Origin of the sequence: Streptomyces sp. NPDC006332 (assembly GCF_040612855.1) — a bacterium.
Classification (GTDB): Bacteria; Actinomycetota; Actinomycetes; order Streptomycetales; family Streptomycetaceae; genus Streptomyces.
Window position 1 is genome coordinate 154,969 of sequence record NZ_JBEXRA010000003.1, and the last position, 19,553, is coordinate 174,521.

At 69.8% G+C, this 19,553-nt stretch carries 20 protein-coding genes and 2 pseudogenes; 14 read left to right on the plus strand and 8 right to left on the minus strand.

The features are described from left to right. Positions 1-102: 102 nt before the first annotated feature. The 3 genes from ABZ027_RS04365 to ABZ027_RS04375 are packed head-to-tail and all read left to right on the plus strand — an operon-like array spanning position 103 to position 3,523. A complete protein-coding gene (locus tag ABZ027_RS04365; RefSeq protein WP_356764215.1) occupies positions 103-1,104 on the plus strand; it encodes an ornithine cyclodeaminase family protein in 1,002 nt (333 codons plus the stop codon). Further along, a complete protein-coding gene (locus tag ABZ027_RS04370; RefSeq protein ID WP_356764217.1) occupies positions 1,101-2,627 on the plus strand; it encodes an aromatic amino acid lyase in 1,527 nt (508 codons plus the stop codon). The genes ABZ027_RS04365 and ABZ027_RS04370 overlap by 4 nt, the downstream gene beginning before the upstream one ends. Further along, on the plus strand, positions 2,624-3,523 hold the full coding sequence (locus ABZ027_RS04375; RefSeq protein ID WP_356764219.1) for an amidohydrolase family protein: 900 nt from the start codon (positions 2,624-2,626) through the stop codon (positions 3,521-3,523). The genes ABZ027_RS04370 and ABZ027_RS04375 overlap by 4 nt, the downstream gene beginning before the upstream one ends. Here ABZ027_RS04375 and ABZ027_RS04380 read toward each other — a convergent pair. Next, positions 3,421-3,735, minus strand: coding sequence for a hypothetical protein (locus ABZ027_RS04380; RefSeq protein ID WP_356764431.1), 315 nt, complete (start codon positions 3,733-3,735; stop codon positions 3,421-3,423). The genes ABZ027_RS04375 and ABZ027_RS04380 overlap by 103 nt on opposite strands. A gap of 30 nt (positions 3,736-3,765) precedes the next feature. Between ABZ027_RS04380 and ABZ027_RS04385 the strand changes: the two genes are divergently transcribed. Next, positions 3,766-4,302, plus strand: a complete 537-nt coding sequence (locus ABZ027_RS04385; RefSeq protein WP_356764221.1) for a hypothetical protein — start codon at positions 3,766-3,768, stop codon at positions 4,300-4,302. A 159-nt stretch (positions 4,303-4,461) separates the two neighbouring features. Next, positions 4,462-4,615, plus strand: a pseudogene (locus tag ABZ027_RS04390) (transposase); the annotation flags it as partial. Between the two features lie 330 nt (positions 4,616-4,945). On the opposite strand, the pseudogene ABZ027_RS04395 reads toward ABZ027_RS04390, so the two are convergent. Further along, positions 4,946-5,227: pseudogene (locus ABZ027_RS04395) on the minus strand (ISAzo13 family transposase); the annotation flags it as partial. 134 nt (positions 5,228-5,361) lie between these two features. Then, the gene (locus tag ABZ027_RS04400) at positions 5,362-6,345 is read right to left on the minus strand and encodes an alpha/beta hydrolase (protein ID WP_356764223.1); all 984 of its coding nucleotides are present in this window, start codon (positions 6,343-6,345) and stop codon (positions 5,362-5,364) included. A 616-nt stretch (positions 6,346-6,961) separates the two neighbouring features. Between ABZ027_RS04400 and ABZ027_RS04405 the strand changes: the two genes are divergently transcribed. The 3 genes from ABZ027_RS04405 to ABZ027_RS04415 all read left to right on the plus strand — a co-directional run bounded on the left by ABZ027_RS04405 (position 6,962) and on the right by ABZ027_RS04415 (position 9,290). Next, on the plus strand, positions 6,962-7,543 hold the full coding sequence (locus ABZ027_RS04405; RefSeq protein WP_356764225.1) for a TetR family transcriptional regulator: 582 nt from the start codon (positions 6,962-6,964) through the stop codon (positions 7,541-7,543). Continuing rightward, positions 7,540-7,899, plus strand: a complete 360-nt coding sequence (locus ABZ027_RS04410) for a hypothetical protein (protein ID WP_356764226.1) — start codon at positions 7,540-7,542, stop codon at positions 7,897-7,899. The genes ABZ027_RS04405 and ABZ027_RS04410 overlap by 4 nt, the downstream gene beginning before the upstream one ends. Positions 7,900-8,153: 254 nt before the next feature. Beyond that, complete coding sequence (locus ABZ027_RS04415; protein ID WP_356764228.1) at positions 8,154-9,290, plus strand: epoxide hydrolase family protein; 1,137 nt, start codon at positions 8,154-8,156, stop codon at positions 9,288-9,290. 228 nt (positions 9,291-9,518) lie between these two features. On the opposite strand, the gene ABZ027_RS04420 is transcribed toward ABZ027_RS04415, so the two are convergent. After that, positions 9,519-10,406 carry a helix-turn-helix transcriptional regulator gene (locus tag ABZ027_RS04420; RefSeq protein WP_356764230.1) on the minus strand — a complete coding sequence of 296 codons (888 nt, stop codon included), beginning with the start codon at positions 10,404-10,406 and terminating at the stop codon, positions 9,519-9,521. A gap of 245 nt (positions 10,407-10,651) precedes the next feature. On the opposite strand from ABZ027_RS04420, the gene ABZ027_RS04425 reads away from it, so the two are divergent. The 4 genes from ABZ027_RS04425 to ABZ027_RS04440 all read left to right on the plus strand — a co-directional run bounded on the left by ABZ027_RS04425 (position 10,652) and on the right by ABZ027_RS04440 (position 13,493). Then, positions 10,652-11,416 carry an SDR family NAD(P)-dependent oxidoreductase gene (locus ABZ027_RS04425; RefSeq protein ID WP_356764231.1) on the plus strand — a complete coding sequence of 255 codons (765 nt, stop codon included), beginning with the start codon at positions 10,652-10,654 and terminating at the stop codon, positions 11,414-11,416. 94 nt (positions 11,417-11,510) lie between these two features. Then, positions 11,511-12,353 carry an SDR family oxidoreductase gene (locus ABZ027_RS04430; protein WP_356764232.1) on the plus strand — a complete coding sequence of 281 codons (843 nt, stop codon included), beginning with the start codon at positions 11,511-11,513 and terminating at the stop codon, positions 12,351-12,353. Between the two features lie 57 nt (positions 12,354-12,410). Further along, a complete protein-coding gene (locus ABZ027_RS04435; RefSeq protein ID WP_356764234.1) occupies positions 12,411-12,821 on the plus strand; it encodes a cupin domain-containing protein in 411 nt (136 codons plus the stop codon). Positions 12,822-13,130: 309 nt separating this feature from the next. Then, complete coding sequence (locus ABZ027_RS04440) at positions 13,131-13,493, plus strand: STAS domain-containing protein (protein WP_356764236.1); 363 nt, start codon at positions 13,131-13,133, stop codon at positions 13,491-13,493. Between the two features lie 313 nt (positions 13,494-13,806). Here ABZ027_RS04440 and ABZ027_RS04445 read toward each other — a convergent pair whose 3' ends face one another. The 3 genes from ABZ027_RS04445 to ABZ027_RS04455 all read right to left on the minus strand — a co-directional run bounded on the left by ABZ027_RS04445 (position 13,807) and on the right by ABZ027_RS04455 (position 16,829). Further along, positions 13,807-15,099: an MFS transporter gene (locus ABZ027_RS04445; protein ID WP_356764238.1), complete on the minus strand. Its 1,293-nt coding sequence runs from the start codon at positions 15,097-15,099 to the stop codon at positions 13,807-13,809. Positions 15,100-15,249: 150 nt separating this feature from the next. Next, the gene (locus ABZ027_RS04450) at positions 15,250-16,110 is read right to left on the minus strand and encodes a sugar nucleotide-binding protein (RefSeq protein ID WP_356764240.1); all 861 of its coding nucleotides are present in this window, start codon (positions 16,108-16,110) and stop codon (positions 15,250-15,252) included. Positions 16,111-16,457: 347 nt separating this feature from the next. Further along, a complete protein-coding gene (locus tag ABZ027_RS04455) occupies positions 16,458-16,829 on the minus strand; it encodes a VOC family protein (RefSeq protein ID WP_356764433.1) in 372 nt (123 codons plus the stop codon). Between the two features lie 115 nt (positions 16,830-16,944). Here ABZ027_RS04455 and ABZ027_RS04460 point away from each other — a divergent pair, with 115 nt between their 5' ends. Together ABZ027_RS04460 and ABZ027_RS04465 are read left to right on the plus strand one after the other, a co-directional pair. After that, positions 16,945-17,337, plus strand: a complete 393-nt coding sequence (locus ABZ027_RS04460) for a helix-turn-helix domain-containing protein (RefSeq protein ID WP_356764242.1) — start codon at positions 16,945-16,947, stop codon at positions 17,335-17,337. 123 nt (positions 17,338-17,460) lie between these two features. Next, entirely contained in the window at positions 17,461-18,207 is a 747-nt protein-coding gene (locus ABZ027_RS04465) for a sulfite exporter TauE/SafE family protein (protein WP_356764435.1), read from the plus strand. A gap of 381 nt (positions 18,208-18,588) precedes the next feature. Here the strand turns inward: ABZ027_RS04465 and ABZ027_RS04470 are convergent, their stop codons facing one another. After that, a complete protein-coding gene (locus ABZ027_RS04470; protein ID WP_356764244.1) occupies positions 18,589-19,539 on the minus strand; it encodes a helix-turn-helix domain-containing protein in 951 nt (316 codons plus the stop codon). Positions 19,540-19,553 lie beyond the last annotated feature (14 nt).

Sequence of the window (19,553 nt, forward strand, 5' to 3'; positions counted from 1 at the left end):
GAGTTATGCCTTGATGAATGGCAGTCAATGGCTATCTGTTAACGGCGCATTACAGTCGTACGAAATCAGCAAACCAGCAGCTCAGACGTAGGGACCCAGCCCATGGAACCTGTCTGGTTCACCTTCCTCAACGGCGCGGACATAGAACAGCTCGAACTGACTGACATCGAGATACTCGACGCCGTCGAGGACGGGCTGCGCGCCCAGGGCCTCGGCGAGACGGTGATCGAACCACGTGTCCACCTCACGCCCGATCCCGCGTTCAACGGCCACTTCAACGTCCTCAGGGGCTACATCGCTCCGCTGGCGCTGGCCGGGGTCAAGATCGTGGGCGACTACGTCGACAACTACAAGGCCCAGTTGCCCTCCGAGATGGCTCTGCTCAACCTCTTCGACCCGCGCAGCGGCATGCCGGTGGCCGTGCTCGACGCGACCGCCCTCACGGAGATGCGTACCGGTGCCCTGACCGCTCTGGGGGCGCGTCACCTGGCCCGCCCGGACGCCACGGTGCTCGGGCACATCGGCGCCCGTGCCACGTCGTACTGGAACGTCCGGCTGCTCGACCGGATCTTCGATCTGTCCGAGATCCGTGTCCACTCGCGCCGCCCCGAGAGCCGCGAGGCCTTCGCCCGGCGGCTGGAGGAGGAACTCGGCAAGCCCGTCGTCGTGACCGAGGACTGGAAGAGCTGCGTGGAAGGAGCGGACATCGTGGTGGAGGCGTCACGGTTGGAACGTCCGGAGCCGCTGCTGAAGACCGAGTGGATCGCCCCGGGGGCGCTGGTCGTGCCCTACGGGACGAACAGCGCCGTCGAGCTCACTCTCACGGACATCATGGACAAGATCGTCGTCGACGACTGGGGTCAGGCGCACGCCGGACCGTTCGGCGCCCTGCGCGCACACGTCGACTCCGGCAGGCTCAACAGGACCAATCTACACGGTGAGTTGGGGGAGATTGTGGCCGGCGCCAAGCCCGGCCGGGAGAGCGCCGAGGAGACGAACCTGTTCTGGCACCGCGGCCTCTCCCTCTCCGACATCGCCCTGGGCGCCGCCATGCTGAAGAAGGCCGAAGTGCGTGGCCTCGGCCAGAAGCTGCGGTTCGCATGAGGCGGGTCGTCATCGACGGCAGGACGCTGTCCTACGACGATGTCGTCGCCGTCGCCCACCACGGCGCCGGGGTCGAACTGGCGGAGGAGGTGCCCCCGCGGCTGGCACGCGAGCGGGCGGTCGTGGACGACGTCGTCGACCGTCAGGTGCCGACCTACGGCCTGACGACGGGACTGGGCACCCGCTCGTCGTACGCACTGCCGCGCGACGAACTCGAGGCGTTCAGCGTCCGCACGGTCCGGGGGCGGGCCAACGCGGTCGGCGATCCGCTGCCGGTCCCCGTCGTACGCTCGGCCGTCCTCGCCCGCGTGAACGGCCTCGCGGGCGGCGGCAGCGGAGTACGACCGGAGATCCTGACCCTGCTCGTGGCCCTGCTCAACGCGAGGGTGCACCCCGTGATACCCGAGGTGGGATCGATCGGCGCCGCCGATCTGGTGCAGATGGCCCATGTCGGTCTGGTCGTCATCGGTGAGGGGAGCGCCGAGTTCGCCGGCGAGGTGCTCGACGGCGCCGCGGCGCTGCGGCGGGCCGGTCTCGCCCCGGCCGAACTGGGCCCGAAGGACGGGCATGTGCTGTGCAGCGCGAGCCCGCTGGCGGCCGGGCAGGGCGCGCTCGCCCTGCACGAGGCGGCCGCCGTCCTCACCCTGGCCCAGGCGGTCACGGCCCTGACCTACGAGGGCTTCCGGGCCAACACGAGCCCGCTCGACGCGCGGGTACTGGAACTGCGGCCCGCCCCCGGGCAGTCCCGGGCGGCGGGTGAACTGCTCGCCCTCCTGGACGGCGGTGCGCTGAGCGATCCACGCAACGCCCGGCGCGTCCAGGACCCGGTCAGCCTGCGCTGCTCGGCCCAGGTGCACGGGGCGCTGCACACCGCGCTGGACTTCGCCGACGCCGCGCTCCGGCCGGAGCTCAACGGGTGCGGCGACAACCCGGTGGTCCTCGCCGACACCGGCGAGATCCTCTCCTCCGGGAACTTCCACACCCCGGCCCTCGCCCTCGCTTTCGACACCCTCGCGCTGGCTCTGACGCAGACCGCGTCGATCTCCGCCGAGCGCATGCGGCGGCTGCTCGACCCGGCGGTGAGCGGACTGCCCGCGAACCTCTCGCCGTACGGTCCGGAGCGTTCGGGGTTCGCCCCACTGGCCAAGACGGCGCAGGCGCTCGTCGCCGAGATCCGCATGCTGTCGGTGCCGGTGAGCACCGACCCCCGTCATGGCGCGCACGCCGTCGAGGACGACTCGACCAACGCGGCGCTCGGCGCACGGCGGCTGACCACGATCCTCGTGCGGCTGCGGCAGTTGCTCGCCGTGGAGTCCGTGGTCGCCACGCAGGCGGTGGATCTGGCGGCGCCACCCGTGCTGGGGCGGGGACCGGAGTTCCTGCACAGCGCGATCCGGAAGGTCGTATCCCGCCTGGACGACGACCGGGCCTGCGGGGTGGACGTGGAGACGGTCGGCCGCGACATCCTGGGTTCGGACGATGTCCGGGGCACACTGCGCGCCCTGGCGGGAGGATCGGCATGACCAACGTCGACGTGCACCAGCACCTGTGGACCCCCTCGCTGGTGACGGCCCTGCGGTCCCGCCGCGAGCCGCCGTACCTGGAGGGCTGGACGCTGTTCCTGGACGGTGAGCCGCCCTACGAGACATCGCCCGCCGACCACGACATCGCGGGGCGTACGGAACTCGCCGTCGCCGACGGGCTCGACCGGGCGCTGGTCTCCCTGTCCACCCCGATCGGCGTGGAGTGGCTGCCCGCCGCCGAGGCCCGGCCCCTGCTCGACGCGTATCACGAGGGCGTGGCCGAGCTGCCCGAACCGTTCGGGGGCTGGGCCGCCGCCTGCGTCCGGGACATCGACGCGAACGCGGCGGCCAAGGAACTGGACCGGGGGTTCGTCGGCCTCCAGCTCCCGGCCAACGCCCTTGCCGACCCGACCGGTTACGCGCGCTGTGCCCCACTGCTGGATCTGCTCGAAGAGCGCGGCCTCCCCCTGTTCGTCCACCCCGGGCCCGCACCGGGAGGTTCCGAGGGGCCCGGATGGTGGCCCGCGATGGTCCCGTACGTCCAGCAGATGCACTCCGCCTGGTTCGCCTTCCGGGCCTTCGGCCGGCCGCGCCATCCGCGTCTGCGGGTGTGCTTCGCGCTACTGGCCGGACTCGCCCCGCTGCACGGGGAGCGCTACGCCGCCCGGGGCGGACCGCGGGAGGTGACCGATCCGGGCGTGTTCGTCGACACGTCCTCGTACGGTCCGACCGCCGTGGACGCGATCGTCCATGCCCTCGGTGTGGACGCCGTCGTCCAGGGCTCGGACCGGCCCTACGCGCGACCGCCGCAATACCCCGGCTTCGGTCTGGGCGGGGCCACGGCGTACGCACTGCGTATCGCCAATCCGCGCCGACTGTTCACGGGAAAGGAGTGACACCCAGGTCGAGGGCCCCTCCCCCGGGCCTTCTCGGCGGCCTCCTCGCAACCGGCGTCCGTGTAGCGGGCCACGCCCAGCGCGGGGTCGGTCCAGAACTCCCGGCGGATCTTGCGTTCCGCCGGCCCGCTGCCGTCGGCGACCACGGTGAGGCCGGTGTGGTTGCTCCGGCCCACCCCGACCCCTCCCCCGTGCCGACGAACCCATGACAGTCCACGACGTTCCCCCTCACGAGGATGACCATGAACACGACCCCGATCGACATGACCTCCCTCGCCGAACTCGGCGTGTCCGACCGCCCGTTCCTGCCCGCGGAGTGTGCGGACCGGGCCCGCCGGGCGGCGGCCTTCGTCGACACCGCCGCGCTCGACCGCTCCGGCCCCGGCTCGTATCTGCTGCTGTGGCGCAACGAGCACTCGGAGGCGTGGCTGAACACCTGGTGGGAATCGCGCGACACCGGTTACCACGACCACCAGGGTTCCTGTGTCGGTGTGCACGTGCTGGAAGGCACCGCCTGGCAGGAGGGGTTGCCGGTGGTCGGTACGCGCCGCGCACTGCGGTACGGCCCCGGCGAATCGTTCTCCTTCCCCGGCTCGGGCATCCACCGGATGGACCACGACGCCGGGGCGATCACCGTCCACGTCTACTCGCCGCCCCTGCAGGCCATCGGCCACTATGAGATCATCGACGGTGAACTCCATCGCACTCCCGGCCTGCCGGACGAGGGCTCACCCGCGAGCCCTCGACTGCTCGACGCCCTGAACGCGATCGACCGGTGACTGCCTCATGCCCTTACTGTGGCGCGGGTGCACGTACCGTCTTCGTAATGATCGCTGTGCCTCACAACTCCCTAACCCAATGAGGTGGTTTGGTTCCGGTTGCCTTGTCCGGGGCGGGAGTTGAGCGTTCGGCCCGGTGCGGGGACGTCGCCGTGGATCATGTCGGATGAACTGTGGGATCACCTGGAGCCGCTGCTGCCGCAGCGTGAGCGCAGGTTCCGGTATCCCGGCCGCAAGCCGTGTGCTGTGCGGGATCTTGTATGTGCTGCACACCGGGATCCAGGGGGAGTACCTGCCGCAGGAACTCGGTTTTCGGCTCGGGCATCACGTGCTGGCGGCGGCCCGGTGCCCGGCCGGGTGGAGGATGGTGACCAGGATCTGGTCGGCGGGGGTGCGTGCGGGTTTGCGGCCGGTACCTGGTGCGACGCAGCGTGGTGTCCGCCGAGGGCTGCGTGGCGGAGTTGTTCGCGGTGCTCTGCCAGCCCGGGGATCAAGGAGCGGGTCGGGGCGCCGAGTTGCTTGCGGGACATGCCGGTCAGCTCGGGATGCTGCAGGTCGTGGAGCGTGAGGGGTGAGAGCCCTCGGCTGACCACCCGGGTTGCCGGGGAAGGCCTGGGCCCGGTTGATGACCTGCGGGGTGGAAGGTGTAGTTCCAGTCTCCGTGGATGCGGTGGCGTGTGATCGGTAAGGCGGCCGGTGGCCTCTTCGCTGATGCGGATGCCGGTGGGGTACTCACCGCTGCCAAGATCGGCGTGCACCGTCAGGCCGGTACGGCTCGTCGTCGCGACGATGGCCTGGAGCAGGCTTTATGGCTCATCAGAGGCCTGCCGATCCAGTTCATGGTGATGTGGGAGAACAGCCGGTGCTCCATCTTGTTCCACTTCGAGGTGCCGGGCGGCAGGTGACACACGGTGATCTCCAGGCCGGCCCACTTCTTGTCGGCGCGGCCTGCGATCCCGTGTGCCTCGTCCATGACCGCCAGGTCGAAGGGCGGCACCGCGAAGCGTGTGTTGCGGGTTTACTCGATCTTGTCCAGGGAGTCGTAGGTGCAGATGACCATCAGATGGCGAGGGAGGCGAGCCAGTCGGTCAGGATTTTGTTGCTCTCCAGGGGGCGTTCCTGCTGGAGGAAGTGTCCACAGCCGTCGAGGATGTGTGAGGCGGTGAGGCCGGGCAGGGTCGTGGGGTACGCCGCGATGGCGTCGGCCAGCCACGTGGTGGAGGCATCCAGACCGCCTCCGATGAACAGCGACGGCTGCGTGATGGCGGCTCCGTCGAAGTCGGCCAGGTCCTCCCAGTCGCGGTCCATGTTCCGGTAGCGGTTCAGGGCGCCGGTCATGCCGGCGCGTTCGAACTCCCCGGCGTAGACGTCGAGGTCGTGTTCGCTGAGCCAGGCCGGAATCCGGCCGGCCGGGAAGCGGTCGCGCAGCATGCCGCCGCGGCTGACGAAGTGCGGGTCCGGGGTCCCGGGGGCGGGCATGGTGTCGGCGGACAAGGCGGCGTAGAAACCCGCGAGCCAGCCGCGGACGTCGGGCTCGATCTCTGCCTCGGCCCGGCCGGGCTGCTGGAAGTAGGAGACGTAGAACTCCTCGGTTCCGCCCATCTGCGCGAAGATTTCGCTGGGCTTCGGGCCGCCGGGCGGTGTGTAGGGCACGCTCAGCAGGCCGACCGCGCGGAACACATCGGGCCGGACGAGGGCGGAGGTCGCGGCGATGGTCGCGCCCCAGTCGTGACCGACGACTACCGCGGACCGCTCGCCCAGGGCCTCCACCACGGCGATGTTGTCCTCCACCAGGTCGAGCATCCGATACGCGTCCACCGCCTCGGGCTTGGAGGAGCGACCGTAGCCGCGGACATCGATGGCCACCGCCCGGTAGCCGGCGGCGGCCAGCGAGGGCAGCTGGTGACGCCAGGAATACCAGGACTCGGGGAAGCCGTGCACGAGCAGGACAACTGGTCCGCTGCCCTGCTCGACCAGGTGTGTTCGACCGGCCGGCGAGGACACCAGACGGTGGACGCGGTCAGTGGCACATGTGTGAGGCATGATCATTCCTCTGCGGGCGTCGGTCGTGGAGCCGGCACGGACAAGGAGTCCGGACTCGGGCTGACGTCTCTGCCGTCAAGGGCAGCACCGTCGATCATTCAGCGGGCAGTATGAAACGCGCGAGGTCTGTTGCCGATTCAGCAACACCAGCGGACGCCGGCCCGCCGTTGGTGGCCCTCAGCGGTGACCAGGACCGGTGGGCGAGGACGGACAGCGAGGGGTCAGGGCGCGCCCGGCTGCCACCTGAGGCTTCGATGTAGAGGCCGATGAAGCACGGGCCAGATTCGAGGAGGTGGCGGAAGAGCTGCGCGGTCTCATCTCCGTCATCGATGAGACGGCTCTCGCGCACAAGGGGTTGCGGGGGACCTTCTGCGACGACGTGCCGATCGGGGACTGTGCGAACTGGGTTGCGTGAACTGGGACCGACTGCCCGGCTTCGGTCAGCCGTCCAGGCTCGGACTGGTGGCAGCGATGCTGCCGTCAACGGCCACGTCGTCGGCACCAGAAGCCCTGCCACGGATCCGGGTGGGCGCACTGCACCACCCGGATCCGTGGCAGTCCATCGCCGCTCAGCCGGATGCGTACACCTGTTCTTAAGTAGTGTACGTTTGTTCTTATGAACGAGGTGGACCTTCCGGCAGGCGAGGGGCGGCGGATTCGTCGCCATGACCCGGAGCGCAGGACGCGCATCCTGGACGCCGCTCTCGACGTGCTCGTGACGGACGGCGCGGCCAACATGACGCACCGGAAGGTGGCCGCACGCGCGGACGTGCCGTTGGGGTCGGTCACTTACCACTTTTCGAGCCTGGCCGAGCTTCAGACACAGGCGTTCGCCAGGTATGTCGAACAGCGGACCGCGGAGTTCGAGGGCCTCTTCACGGAGGTGGAGACGCGCGAGCACCTGGTCAAGGTCCTGGTGGACCTTGTCCAGGGGGGACCGTCCCGGCGCCGCAGCGCGGTCCTGGGCTTCGAGCTGCACCTCGCGGCTCTACGCGATCCCGCTCTGCGCGCGCTGACACAGAAGTGGACCAGGGACAGCCGCGCCGTTCTGGCTCGTTTCGCCGGGCCGGATACCGCCGGCCGGCTGGACGCCTTGCTGGAAGGGCTGATCATGCACGCGCTCCTCGCGACCGAGCCGGAGCCGCGGGCGGCGACGCGGGCGGCGATCGTGCAAGCCCTCGGCCCGATCACCGGATGAGGGACGTGAACGCGGTCGTCGCCCCTGACCCGTGGCGGCGAGAGACCGCGGCCGCGGTGAGGTCGACGCACGCGGTCTTCGCATGCCTGGGACTCGCGGGGGCGACCTGGGCGTCCCGGCTGCCGCAGATACGCGCACGGATGGACCTGGGTCCGGCATCGCTCGGGCCTCTACTCCTGATGATGGCCGTCGGCGGTGTGGTGCTGGTGCCGCCGGCCGGGGCGGTCGTCACACGTGTCGGGCCCCGCCGGGCCGTCACCGCTGTGGCCGTGCTGGCCGGCGGCGGTCTCGGTGCTGTGGCGCTCGGGTACGCCCTTTGGGCGCCGCTGCTGGTGGCCGGGCGCCGGTGCCGATGAACCCGTCCGTGCCGCCGACCGGGTCGGCGTCATCACCGCGATCGGATACTGCGGCCTCGCCGGCGCCCCTGCCCTGATCGGATTCCTCGCCGACCACACCGCACTCGCACCCGCCCTGCTCGTCGTCGCGGTCTTCCTGGCGGGGCCTGTCCCCCTCGCCGGGACCACCCGCCCGTACCCGCTGACTTCACGCGCACGGGCCCACAACTCCGCCCCTGTCACACCGAGACCCTGAGCACGCCAAGGAGAACCCGATGCCGAGCAATCCGCCCCTTATCGCGGTCAGTGACGCCGAACTGGCCGATCTCCGCGCCCGGTTGGAGGGCACGCGATGGGCCGAGCCCTGGCCGGTCGACGGCTGGGAGGCCGGTAGCGACACGGCGGAACTCCGCCGCCTGGTCGCGTACTGGGCCGACGGCTACGACTGGCGAAGCCACGAGGCCGCTATCAACGCGCTCCCCTCACACCTCGCCGACCTCGACGGAACACCCGTGCACTACCTCCGCTTCGACGGCGAACACCCGGACGCGCTGCCGATCGTCCTCACACACGGCTGGCCCAGCTCCTTCCTCGAACTCACCGCACTCGCCGAGCGGTTGGCCACCCCCTCCCGCTACGGAGGCTCACCGGCCGACTCCTTCACCGTGATCGTCCCCTCACTGCCCGGATTCGCGTTCTCACCACAGCGGCCCGAACTCACCGACAAGGAGCAGACCCACCACCTCTGGCACCGGCTGATGCACGACGAACTCGGCTTCGAGCGGTACGCGGCGCACGGCGGCGACCTGGGCGCCGGCGTCACCTCCCGGCTCGCCGAGGCCCACCCCGAGGCGCTCGTCGGCATCCACCTCCTGGCCGTGACCGCCCCGGCCTCCTACGATCCCGCCACCCTCACCCCACAGGAGCGGGCCCACCTCGAATCCGTGGCGGCCTGGCAGACAGACGAAGGCGGCTACCAGCACCAGCAGAGCACCCGCCCCCTCACCCTCAGCCACGGCCTGGCGGACTCGCCCACGGGTCTGCTCTCCTGGCTCGTCGAGAAGTACCGTGCCTGGAGTGACTGCCGCGGTGACCTGTCCGCCCGCTTCAGCGACGACTTCCTCCTCACCCAGGCCTCCCTCTACTGGTTCACCGGCACGATCTCCACCTCCTTCCGGCCCTACTACGACTACGCCCACGGCCTGACCCGGCGCGTGGAGCGGGTGACCGTCCCCACGGCCGTCGCCCTGTTCCCCGCCGACCTGAGCCGGCCGCCACGGAGCTGGGCCGAGCGCACCTACGACATCACGCGCTACACGCACATGCCCCGTGGCGGACACTTCGCCGCGCACGAGGAACCCGGCCTGCTGGCCCACGACATCACCGAGTTCTTCCGGGCCCACCGTTCCTGAAGGAGACGTAGGCCGGCCTGGGTGGGTCCGTCGCACCCATGCACCCGCCCGTCGTCCGGCCTGGCCTGGTGGGCATGGACGGAGACGACGAGCTGTCGCCTTGCGTGGTCGGTCGCCATCGACGTAGCGCAGGTGCCGCTCCTCGGTAAGTGACCGGCACTGGCGCCTCACACTTGGGGGGAAGCTGTCGGCGGTCCGTGCCTCACGAGGCGTGCTCGCCGCCCGTGGTCAGCCGGCTGAGTCGGTCTTCTCTTCACGGGTGCGCGGCCCGGTGGCCGAATTACCGGTCCAGCTGGCGAGAAGGCCGAGGGCTTCGGCGGAAGGGGAAGCGGGTTCGGGGGTGTAGATGGTGAGGGTCTGTTCGGGGTCGCCTTCGACGGCCAGAACCAGGTAGTCGAGGGTGACGTCGCCGACGATCGGGTGGTGGAGGTGTTTGGTGCCGGTGGTGTGGGCGACGACGTCGTGATCGGCCCACATGCGGCGGAAGGTGTCGCTGTGCAGGGACAGTTCGCCGATCAGCTCGGTGAGCTGCGGGTCGTCGGGGTGGCGTCCGGCGTACAGGCGCAGCATGGCCAGGCAGTCGCCGGCGACCCGTTCCCAGTCGGCGTACAAAGTGCGGGCGGCTTCGTCGAGGAACACGTAGCGGGCGAAGTTGCGTTCGCGGCGGGGCCGGGCTTCGAAGTCGGTGTAGAGGGCGTGGGCGAGCCGGTTGGCGGCGAGCACGTCCGTGCGTCGTCCCTGGACCACCGCGGGGACGCTGAGGGAGTCCAGGGTCCGGTAGAGGACCGGGTGGACTCTTTGGGGGGCGAGGGGGCGTCGGCGGCGGGCCCGGGTGGTGGTGGGCTGGGCGAGGTCGAAGAGGTGGGCGCGTTCGGTGTCGTCCAGGTGCAGGGCGCGGGCGACGGCCTCCAGGACGGATGCGGAGACGCCCTGAGTGCGGCCGCGTTCCAGGCGGATGTAGTAGTCGACGCTGACTCCGGCGAGCTGGGCGACTTCCTCGCGGCGTAGCCCCGGTACGCGGCGGGCGCCGCCGTGCGGGGCGAGGCCGGCCTGCTCGGGGGTGATCCGGGCCCGGCGGGTGCGCAGGAACTGGCGGATCTCGCTGCTGCGGTCCATGGGTCCACGGTACGGCGGTACCGGGCAGGTCAGCGCGCTGAAGGGGGTACTGGCAGACCCCCGGAAGAGCGGTGCCCTTTACGACAACCCACGGGGGCGTTCGCGAGTGGTTGCCTGGATGGAGGGCCGGGGCACGGCACTGATCATTCGAGCAGTACGCACCGTGATGGCCGTAGCAGATCGTCGCTGCCGCTGCCCGCCGTCTGCCCCTCACACCGTACGTCTGGAGAAGAGGACAACCCCGCATGGTTTCGAAACTGACCGGCACCGTCGCGCTCGTCACCGGCGCGAGCAGTGGTATCGGCGCCGCCACCGCCCGCCGGCTCGCCGAGGACGGCGCCTCGGTGGCGCTCGTGGCCCGCCGCACGGACCGCCTCGAAGTGCTTGCCGCCGAGATCGAGCAGGCGGGCGGCACCGCGCTGGTGGTGGCCGCGGACATCACCGACCGCCTCCAGGCCGAGGCCGCCGTACAGCAGGTCATCGAGTCGTTCGGACGGCTGGACACGCTGGTCAACAATGCCGGCCTGATGCTCCTGGGCCCCGTCGTCGGCGCGGACGCCGAGGAGTGGGACCGCATGATCGCCATCAACGTCCAGGGCCTGCTCTACACCACCCGCGCCGCCCTGCCGCACCTGCTGAAGGCCGCCGAACAGAATCCGCGCCAGGTCGCCGACATCGTCAACATCGGCTCTGTCGCCGGCCGCGTGGCGAGCAAGGGTTTCGGCGTCTACAACGCCACCAAGTTCGGTGTGCACGCCTTCACCGAGTCCCTGCGCCAGGAAGTCACCCAGCGCCATGTGCGCGTAGGTGTCCTCGAGCCGGGCGCCGTGGAGAGCGAACTGGGCACGCACAACAAGCCCGAAGTCCGCAGCGAACTGATCGACCCCTACTTCGAGACGACCGAGGTTCTGGCAGCCGAGGACATCGCCGACGGCGTCGCCTACATGGTCACCCGTCCCCGCCATGCCGCCATCGGCGAACTGTGGATCATGCCCACCGAACAGGCGTGAGCCCCTCCACCGCCGCACAGCCTGGCCAACACAACCCGCCAACTCCCCCCAACTCACCGGGTCCCCGCCTACGGAACCCGAAAAGGAACCCCTCATGAGCAAGGTCATCTTCGTCACCGGTGCCGGACGCGGTCTCGGCACGGACATCGCCCGCCAGGCCCTCGCGGCCGGGCACCAGGTCGTCGCCACCGGACGGCGCCCCGAGGAGGTCGAGAAGACCCTGGGCGGCCCGCAGGACAACCTGCTCGTCACCAAGCTGGACGTCACCAGCCTGAACGACACGCACGCGGCCGTGCGGGCCGCCGTCGACCGGTTCGGCCGCATCGATGTCCTGATCAACAACGCCGGGAATTTCTTCGCCGGCTTCTTCGAGGAGATCTCCCCGGAGCACATGCGCCGGCAGATCGAGACCAACCTCTACGGGCCCATGAACGTCACCCGCGCCGTCCTGCCCGTCTTGCGCGCTCAGCGCGACGGTCACGTCATCACCCTCTCCTCGCTCGCCGGCCAGGTCGGCACGGAGTTCACCTCCGCCTACGCGACCTCCAAGTTCGCCGTCGAGGGCTGGATGGAAGCCCTCCACCACGACATCAAGCCGTACGGAATCCGCACCACGATCGTGGAGCCCGGCTACTTCCGCACCGAGCTGCTCGTGGACGCCTCCACCACCTGGCCCGAGCCGACCATCGACGACTACGCCGAGCGCACCACCGCCACAGTCGAAGCCTGGAAGAGCATCAACGGACAGCAGCCCGGCGACCCCGCCAAGCTCGCCCACACCCTGCTGACCCTCGCCGGCCAGGACCAGCCGCCGCTGCGCTTCGTCGCCGGCGCCGACGCCATCGAGGGCGTCACGGCCAAGGCCCAGGAGCTTCTCGCACAGGTCGAAGCCTCGCGTGAGCTGGGCGGCAACCTCGGCCACGACGACGCTGCCTGAGCGGCAGTCCCACCAGAGTTGGACCTCTTCCCCGAGCAATGATCAAGGACAGGTGCCATGGAACACGTCGCCGAGACTCCCACCGTGCAGGCCCCGGCCGAACGGTTCACCGGCGACGTCCACCTCAACATGATCGAGCCGTCGTCTGAACCGTCCCGCCTGGTCACCGCCCTGGTCCGCTTCACCCCCGGCGCCCGCACCAACTGGCACTACCACGCCCAGGGCCAGGTCCTGTACATCACCGACGGCGTGGGTCTGGTCGGCACGTGCGACGGCAGTGTCGTACGCGTCAGCGCCGGCGAGACTGTCAGGTGCCCGGCCGGCGAGGAACACTGGCACGGCGCCACCGACACCAACCTCATGGCGCACATCGCCCTCGTGGTCGGTGACGGCAACGGCGACGGCACCACCTGGCCGGAACCCGTCACCGACCAGCAGTACGCGGAAGCCCTCGCCAGCCGCCACTGACCAGTCGGCCTGCCCGCCGCCTCCCTCGCACCTCGGCGCGCCGGGAGGCGGCGGGCAGTCCCGTCTCCGGAGGAGCACCCGCAAGTCCCTTCTACGATGAAGGTTCCACTGCCTGTCTTGACCGGCGCCCAACTGCGTCACCACCACTTCGCCGTCTAACAGCGCTGGCCCCGCACCCCGCCTCGCATTCCCGCGAGCGCGGCACGGGTGCAGGCCGAACAGGTGTTCACCGTAAGATCTAGGGCAGGCTGCCAACGCACAACGCGTCGGGGGCCGCGAGCCCATCAGCGAGAAGCAGTCGAGGAAACGGTGACAGACACCCACGGAGCAGCCCGGTCCGGCCTGTCGATCGACCACACCGCCGTCGACGACATCCAGGTGCTCACTCTGCGCGGCGAGATCGACCACGCCGTCACGAAGGAGCTCACCGAGGCCCTGCTGTCTCACGGCAGCATGACGCGGCCGCGGACCGTGGTGGACCTCAGCGGCGTGACCTTCATGGACTCCAGCGGCATCAACGCCCTCATCACCGCCCACCAGAGCATGAATGACGCTCAGGGATGGCTGCGCATGGCCGGCGTACAGGACTCGGTGCTGCGGGTCCTTGAACTCGTCGGCCTGGACCAGGTCATCCCCAGCCATTCAACCGTCGAACAGGCCCTGGCCCCCTGACCCACACGTGCCCGGCCACGGCGCTCGACGCCGGTTTCCGCGCCCGGAGCATTCCGCTGGCCCGAGCGTTGCTGCACAGCTGCCGGCTCCTGACCCACCGGCTCTGGCCCGTTCCACGTTCCCAAGCAGTGGACCGCAGGCAGTTCCTGGCCGTCAGAGGCGGTATCGATCAGATGCTCGAACAACTCGGCCTCACGGACGACGACCGTGAAGCCCTCGAAGGCGACCGCGAAGCCCTCGTGGCCCTCGCCGAGCGTCTCTCAGACACGCCTGCTCCAGACATCGTTTCCCGTGCGCGGCATTCCCCGGAGGGTCAATCAGGGTTCCGGTCGATCTCGATCCGCCGAAGCGAGGGCACCAGCAACGGCAAGAACATCGCCACCGCGGCTATCCCTCCGCCGGTGACCGCGACTGCCACGGTGCCGAAAGCCGCTACGAGAAAGGGAGTGGACAGCTGGCCGATAGGGGCGGGCACAGAGGACCACAACTCGTCGTGGGCACCGACTCGGGAAAGCAGCCGTTCGGGGATGTGCGTGTTGTTGACGGTCTCCCACACGACGGTGAAGAACTCGGCGACCACCCCCGCCAGGAAGGCCGACGCCGCCAGCCAAGGGGTACTCGCGCCAACGCCAAGCAGGATCAGCGGCAGCGCACCCAGCGACATCGAGGCCAGCGCCGGTCCCATCGGCCGGCGCACCGTCAACTCGACCATCACCACGCTGGCCATCAGCGCCCCGACACCACGGGCGCTCAGCACCAGTCCCCAGCCCTCGGCACCGATCGTGTCGTTGGCAATCACCGGACCCAGGATCTGCCACACACCCCTGTTGAGGCCATTGAAAACAGCGAACGCCAACGTCACCGCCCAGATCCACGGCTGGGAGCGGAAGTAGCTCCAGCCCTCCAGCAGTTCGCCGAGCATCGTCGGACCACCTTCGCTACGCGGCAACAGGTCGGGCAACGACATCCGGGCGAAGCACGCGGCCGCCAGGAGGAAAGAGAGAGCGTCCGCGGCAATCGCCCAGCCTCCGCCCACGGAAGCGGTCAACAGGCCGGCTGCCGTCGGACCGAGGATCTGCGTGGCATTCCGGACGGACGCCAGCAGAGAGCTGGCCCGCTGGATGCCGCGTCCCGCCGTCAGATTCGCGACGATGCCGCGCAGCGCGGGCCTGGTCAGTCCCTGGAAGACGCCGTTGAGGCCCGACAGCGGGAGCAGGAACGCCGGGTGCTGCTGAGTCAGGAGGAGCAGTGCGACTCCGGCCTGGGTGAGGCCGGCGCCCAGGCTGGTGAGGCGGAGGACGGTGTCACGCCGGTAGCGGTCGGCAATACCGCCGCCGAGCAGGAGCATCGCGAGCATCGGAACCAGGGCCGCCGTGGTGACCGCGGACAACCAGGCCGCGCTGTCAGTGACCTCCAGGACGCCAAAGGCCAGAGCCACAGGCGACATGGCACTGCCAACCATAGAGATCGACTGGCCGCCCAGAAACCACCGGAAGGCGGCTGAGCGGAGCGGCTGCCCGGACGCGGGACCGGGACGAGACACCACTGGCGCGTCGCTTCGAGATGGTTCACGATCCCGGTTCCCTGACGCATCTGTTGCAGGCACAAGCGGCTACCGTGCCAGCAGACTCCGGAAGGCTCAAGTGGTTTCCGCACTGTGGTCGGTCCGCTCCGAGACCAGGCCACACGGCACCAGACCGTGCCCGGTACGACCCTGTTCCTTCCTAGTTGAGAGGGCACACCCCTGCCTCAATTCTCATGGTGACGCCTGATCGCAATGGCTGACGCCAGAACCGTCTCCGCGGAGGAACTCGCGGGCGCCGCGCAGTCTGGTCCGCAACCGCGCCTGCGTTGCGCGGCTGTCGAGGCGTACCTCGAGGGCTCCAGACAGGGAAGTGTCGACGCGTCGCCCGGCAGGCAACCGTGCGCCGTCAAGCCCGTCACGCCGGGCGATGAGCGCGCCGAGGTCGTGACGGCTCAGGGCGTCCGGCCCGGCGAGGTGGAACACCCCGGCCGTGTCGGACAGCGCGATCTCCCACAAGGCAGCTGCCAGGTCGTCGACATGAACCGGGCAGCGGATGTCGTCGGTGAACAAGACCCCGTCGCGGGTGCCTGCCGCCAGGGCGTGCACCATGCGCTCGTGCTCGGATCGGCCATGTCCGATGATCAGGGAGGTGCGGGCCACGGCGGCACCCGGCACCAGGAGCCGCACCGCCGTCTCGGCGGCGGCCTTCGCGGCGCCGTACGGGGTGAGCGGATCGGGCAGGAAGCTCTCGTCGTAGCGGACGTGCGCACCGGAGAACACCGCATCGCTGGAGACATGCACCAGGCGGCAGCCCTGCTCGACGGCGACCAGCGCCACGCGGACCGCGCCATCGGCGGTGACCGCCCATTCGGCGTTGCCGCTCGACGCGTTGACAACGACCGAGGGGGCCACGTCGATGATGACCCTGGCGACCCGCGCAGGATCCCGGATGTCGAGGGGATGCCAGGCGACGCCCGGGATCCTCCCGGCCCGGGAGGCGAATGTCGCGGCCGTGTCATACCCCGCCGCGAGGGCTTGGCGGACCAATTCGGTCCCCAGGAACCCACTGCCGCCGATGACCAGGACCTTCATGGTCCGACACGGTAGCGCGAGGGACGGGGATCGGTGAGGGCTCTGGGCCTCGGCATTGCCTTCCCACCGCCGACTGGGGCTCGTCCCGATAGGCAAGGGTGTGTCAACTGGACCGGGACGCGAGCCGGCCGGTGCCGCACGCGAGGTCGAGCAGGCGTCCGTCCCCGGTCGGGGCTGCCTGCGGTACGGGATCGTTGATCATCGCGCTGGGGTAGGGAGCCTGAACGGGGCGCAGTACCCGGTGGTGCCCCAGTACAGGTTGGGCTCGAACTTCACCGCCTCGGCCGTACAGCCACCATCGCATGAACGGGAAGCGGCTCCGGCCAAGCTGTGGGCCAAGTCGACATCTACGCGCCGAGTACCTGACGCCGTACCTCCGGTTTCCGTTCGACGTATTCGGCCTCCGCACCGCCCCGATGACGGGCGTAGAGGAAGCGGCCGGTTGCGCTGGTCGCCTCCTCCGTGGTGATCTCGGCGCCTGTCTCGTCCAGTGCCACGCGCGCCTGGTCCAGGTCGGAGCCAATCGCTGTGGCCGTGGCGTGGGCATGCCGAGCGCGTTCCTCGGCAGGTCCGGCGATGACCAGGAAGTCACCGATGGCGGCGAGCTCTGTCTCATCGAAGGCGAAGTGCAGGTCCGGACGTGTTCCCGTCAGGCGCTCCAGCAGAGGGAGGGTCGTGTTCAGGTCGTCGGCCCAAAGGCGGGCGTACGTCTTGAGGATCGTCGTTGCTCCAGGGGTCCGTTCAAGCTGCCTGAGTCTCCAACAGATACGGACTAACCGTAGGAGAGTAAGCTCCGAACTGGAAGAACGCACCTTTTCGCGAGAGAGGCACCTCGTGGTGACCAAGCACCCCGCCCGCGATCCGGCCGACACGGACCTCGCCCGCGCAGACTCGCTGGCCCGTGAGGTCTTCGCGGGTGTGGCCAACAAGTGGGCGTTGTTGCTCATCAACGTCCTGGCCGACCGCACCCTGCGGTTCACCGAGTTGCAGACGCAGGTCGGAGGCATCAGTCACAAGATGCTGTCCCAGACACTGCGGCACCTCGAACGGGAAGGGCTGGTCGACAGGACCGTTCATCCGGTGGTGCCGCCCCGTGTCGAATACCGCCTCACCGAAGCAGGCGAGGCACTGCGCCACACGGTCAACGGTATGTGCGCCTGGACCCGCACCTACCTGGACCACATCGAGGAGGCTCGGCGCCGGTTCGACTCCGCCCGTGCGGTGTGACGTGGCTGAAGGAAGGCGGGAACGGCCGGACTTGACATCACGAACTGCCCTCTGACAACAGCAATCGGAAACGCGGGGCATGGGGTGGAGTGGCAGGTGGAGGTGGCAGGCCTCGCGGTCGGGATGCTGATAGCCATCGTGACCGCACCGGTCGGAGTGTCAGGGGCAGTGTTCCTGCTCCCGGTGCAGCTCAGCGTCTTCGCCGTTCCCAACCCGGCCGTCACGCCCACCAACCTGCTCTACAACGTGGTGGCAGGGCCCGGTGCCCTGCTGCGTTACCGACGCGACGGCGCCCTGACCGGACCACTCGTGCGCCGACTGGTGCTGGGCACCTTGCCCGGCGTGGTCCTCGGAGCCGTCATCCGCGTGTTCGCCCTGCCCGGCCCGCGTCTCTTCCGCGTCCTGGTCGCCGCGCTCATGCTGCCCCTCGGCATCTGGCTCATCGCCCGCACCTTGCGCCCTGAGCCCCCAGAGACTCGACGCCCCGAACCTGAGCCCCACACGATCACCGCCCTGGCGCTCGCGGTCGGAGTCGTGGGCGGCATCTACGGCATCGGCGGCGGCTCGATCCTCGGCCCCATCCTCGTCGGCCGCGGCGTCCCCGTCTCCAAAGTCGCCCCGGCCGCGCTCGCCTCCACCTACGCCACGTCGGTGGTCGGCGCCTCCACCTACGCCCTGCTCTCCCTGGCCCACGGCGGCAACATCGCCCCCGACTGGTTCCTCGGCCTCGCCTGCGGCCTCGGTGGCCTCATCGGCGGCTACCTCGGTGCCCACCTTCAACCGCGCCTGCCTGAGACCTTCCTTCGCCTTCTCCTCGGCACCATGGCCGCCGCACTCGGCACCGTCTACGCGATCAACGCTCTGCGCTGAACGGCTCGACCAACGGCCGGTACGGTCGATCAGCCCTGGCCTGCGAGACCCTCTGGTCCGGATTGCAGGGGCCCGCATGCGCGCCACCTGCCAACCGAACCGGAGAAGTCCGTGCCCGGGCCGGCCCAGATGCTCGAAGAAGCGCTGCGAGGCAGCGTTGTCTCACGTCAGAAGCCGTGGGTGTCGAATCCGTCCGAGCAACGGGAGGATTGACTGTCGCGGTCTTCGAGGCTGGCCCTGAGGGGGTCCAACAAGGTTTCGGGCCGCATGCGTTGGCTGGCCGCACGCGATGCGTGGCCGTGGATGCGCCCGGCCCGGTCATCGCGGTGGTGGTCGGGGCTTCTCCGCACACGACAACGGATTCGACGCCCGTATCCGCCGTCAGGTTTCGCTGAAGGTCCGTCGGTAGGCGCTGGGCGTGGTGCCGAGATGGGCCCGGAAACGGCGGCGCAGGTTGACCGCCGAGGCGAGTCCGACCCGGGTGGCGATGGTTTCGACCGGCAGGTCGGTCCGCTCCAGCAGGACCCGTGCCGCCTCGAGGCGCCGGCCGAGCAGCCACTGTCCCGGGCTGGTGCCGAGTTGTTCGGTGAACCGCCGGGCGAGGGTCCGGCTGGAGAGTCCGGCGTGTTGGGCGAGGCGATCGAGGGTCAGCCGGGTGTGGAGCCGGGAGGTGGCCCACTCCAGCAGCGGCGCCAATGACTCGTCCGCCCTGGCCGGTGCGGGCTGTGTCGCGTACTGGCGTTGGCTGCCCTCCCGGTGTGGCGGCAGGACCATGTTCCGGGCGATCTGGGCGGCGTATGCCGCGCCGTGGTCGGAACGTACCAGGTGCAGGCACAGGTCGATGCCCGCGCCGGTTCCGGCGCTGGTCGCCACGTCGCCGTGGTCCACGAAGAGCACGTCCTGGTCCACTTGCACCTCGGGGAAGGCGGCGGCGAGTTGCGCGGTGCGGCGCCAGTGGGTGGTGGCGTGGCGGCCGTCGAGCAGTCCGGCCTGTGCGAGGACGAAGGCCCCTGTGCAGATGGCGACGATCCTCGCCCCGCGCTGGTGGGCGGCCCGCAGTGCGTCGGTGACGGCCGGCGGGGCCGGTGCGCCGGGCGGCTGCCAGCCGGGGATGACCACGGTGTCCGCCTCTTGGAGGGCCGTCAGCCCGGCGTCCACGAGCATCGTGAAGCCAACGGTGGTCTGCAGGGGGCCGGGGCGCTCGGCGCAGATCCGGAAGGTGTAGCGGGTTGGCATGTCCTGCGGGACGGTACCGAATACCTCGGCGGCACAGGCGAGTTCGAAGGTGGACTGCGGCGGGTTGAGCAGGGCCACCACTCGGTGCAGGCTCATGGCAGGAATATACC

What these genes read in the sequence shown, in the direction of transcription:
- ABZ027_RS04365 (WP_356764215.1), top strand. Translation starts at nt 103, where the DNA reads ATGGAACCTGTCTGGTTCACCTTCCTCAACGGCGCGGACATAGAACAG.
- ABZ027_RS04370 (WP_356764217.1), top strand. Translation starts at nt 1,101, where the DNA reads ATGAGGCGGGTCGTCATCGACGGCAGGACGCTGTCCTACGACGATGTC.
- ABZ027_RS04375 (WP_356764219.1), top strand. Translation starts at nt 2,624, where the DNA reads ATGACCAACGTCGACGTGCACCAGCACCTGTGGACCCCCTCGCTGGTG.
- ABZ027_RS04385 (WP_356764221.1), top strand. Translation starts at nt 3,766, where the DNA reads ATGAACACGACCCCGATCGACATGACCTCCCTCGCCGAACTCGGCGTG.
- ABZ027_RS04400 (WP_356764223.1), bottom strand. Translation starts at nt 6,345, where the DNA reads ATGCCTCACACATGTGCCACTGACCGCGTCCACCGTCTGGTGTCCTCG.
- ABZ027_RS04405 (WP_356764225.1), top strand. Translation starts at nt 6,962, where the DNA reads ATGAACGAGGTGGACCTTCCGGCAGGCGAGGGGCGGCGGATTCGTCGC.
- ABZ027_RS04410 (WP_356764226.1), top strand. Translation starts at nt 7,540, where the DNA reads ATGAGGGACGTGAACGCGGTCGTCGCCCCTGACCCGTGGCGGCGAGAG.
- ABZ027_RS04415 (WP_356764228.1), top strand. Translation starts at nt 8,154, where the DNA reads ATGCCGAGCAATCCGCCCCTTATCGCGGTCAGTGACGCCGAACTGGCC.
- ABZ027_RS04420 (WP_356764230.1), bottom strand. Translation starts at nt 10,406, where the DNA reads ATGGACCGCAGCAGCGAGATCCGCCAGTTCCTGCGCACCCGCCGGGCC.
- ABZ027_RS04425 (WP_356764231.1), top strand. Translation starts at nt 10,652, where the DNA reads ATGGTTTCGAAACTGACCGGCACCGTCGCGCTCGTCACCGGCGCGAGC.
- ABZ027_RS04430 (WP_356764232.1), top strand. Translation starts at nt 11,511, where the DNA reads ATGAGCAAGGTCATCTTCGTCACCGGTGCCGGACGCGGTCTCGGCACG.
- ABZ027_RS04435 (WP_356764234.1), top strand. Translation starts at nt 12,411, where the DNA reads ATGGAACACGTCGCCGAGACTCCCACCGTGCAGGCCCCGGCCGAACGG.
- ABZ027_RS04450 (WP_356764240.1), bottom strand. Translation starts at nt 16,110, where the DNA reads ATGAAGGTCCTGGTCATCGGCGGCAGTGGGTTCCTGGGGACCGAATTG.
- ABZ027_RS04465 (WP_356764435.1), top strand. Translation starts at nt 17,461, where the DNA reads ATGCTGATAGCCATCGTGACCGCACCGGTCGGAGTGTCAGGGGCAGTG.
- ABZ027_RS04470 (WP_356764244.1), bottom strand. Translation starts at nt 19,539, where the DNA reads ATGAGCCTGCACCGAGTGGTGGCCCTGCTCAACCCGCCGCAGTCCACC.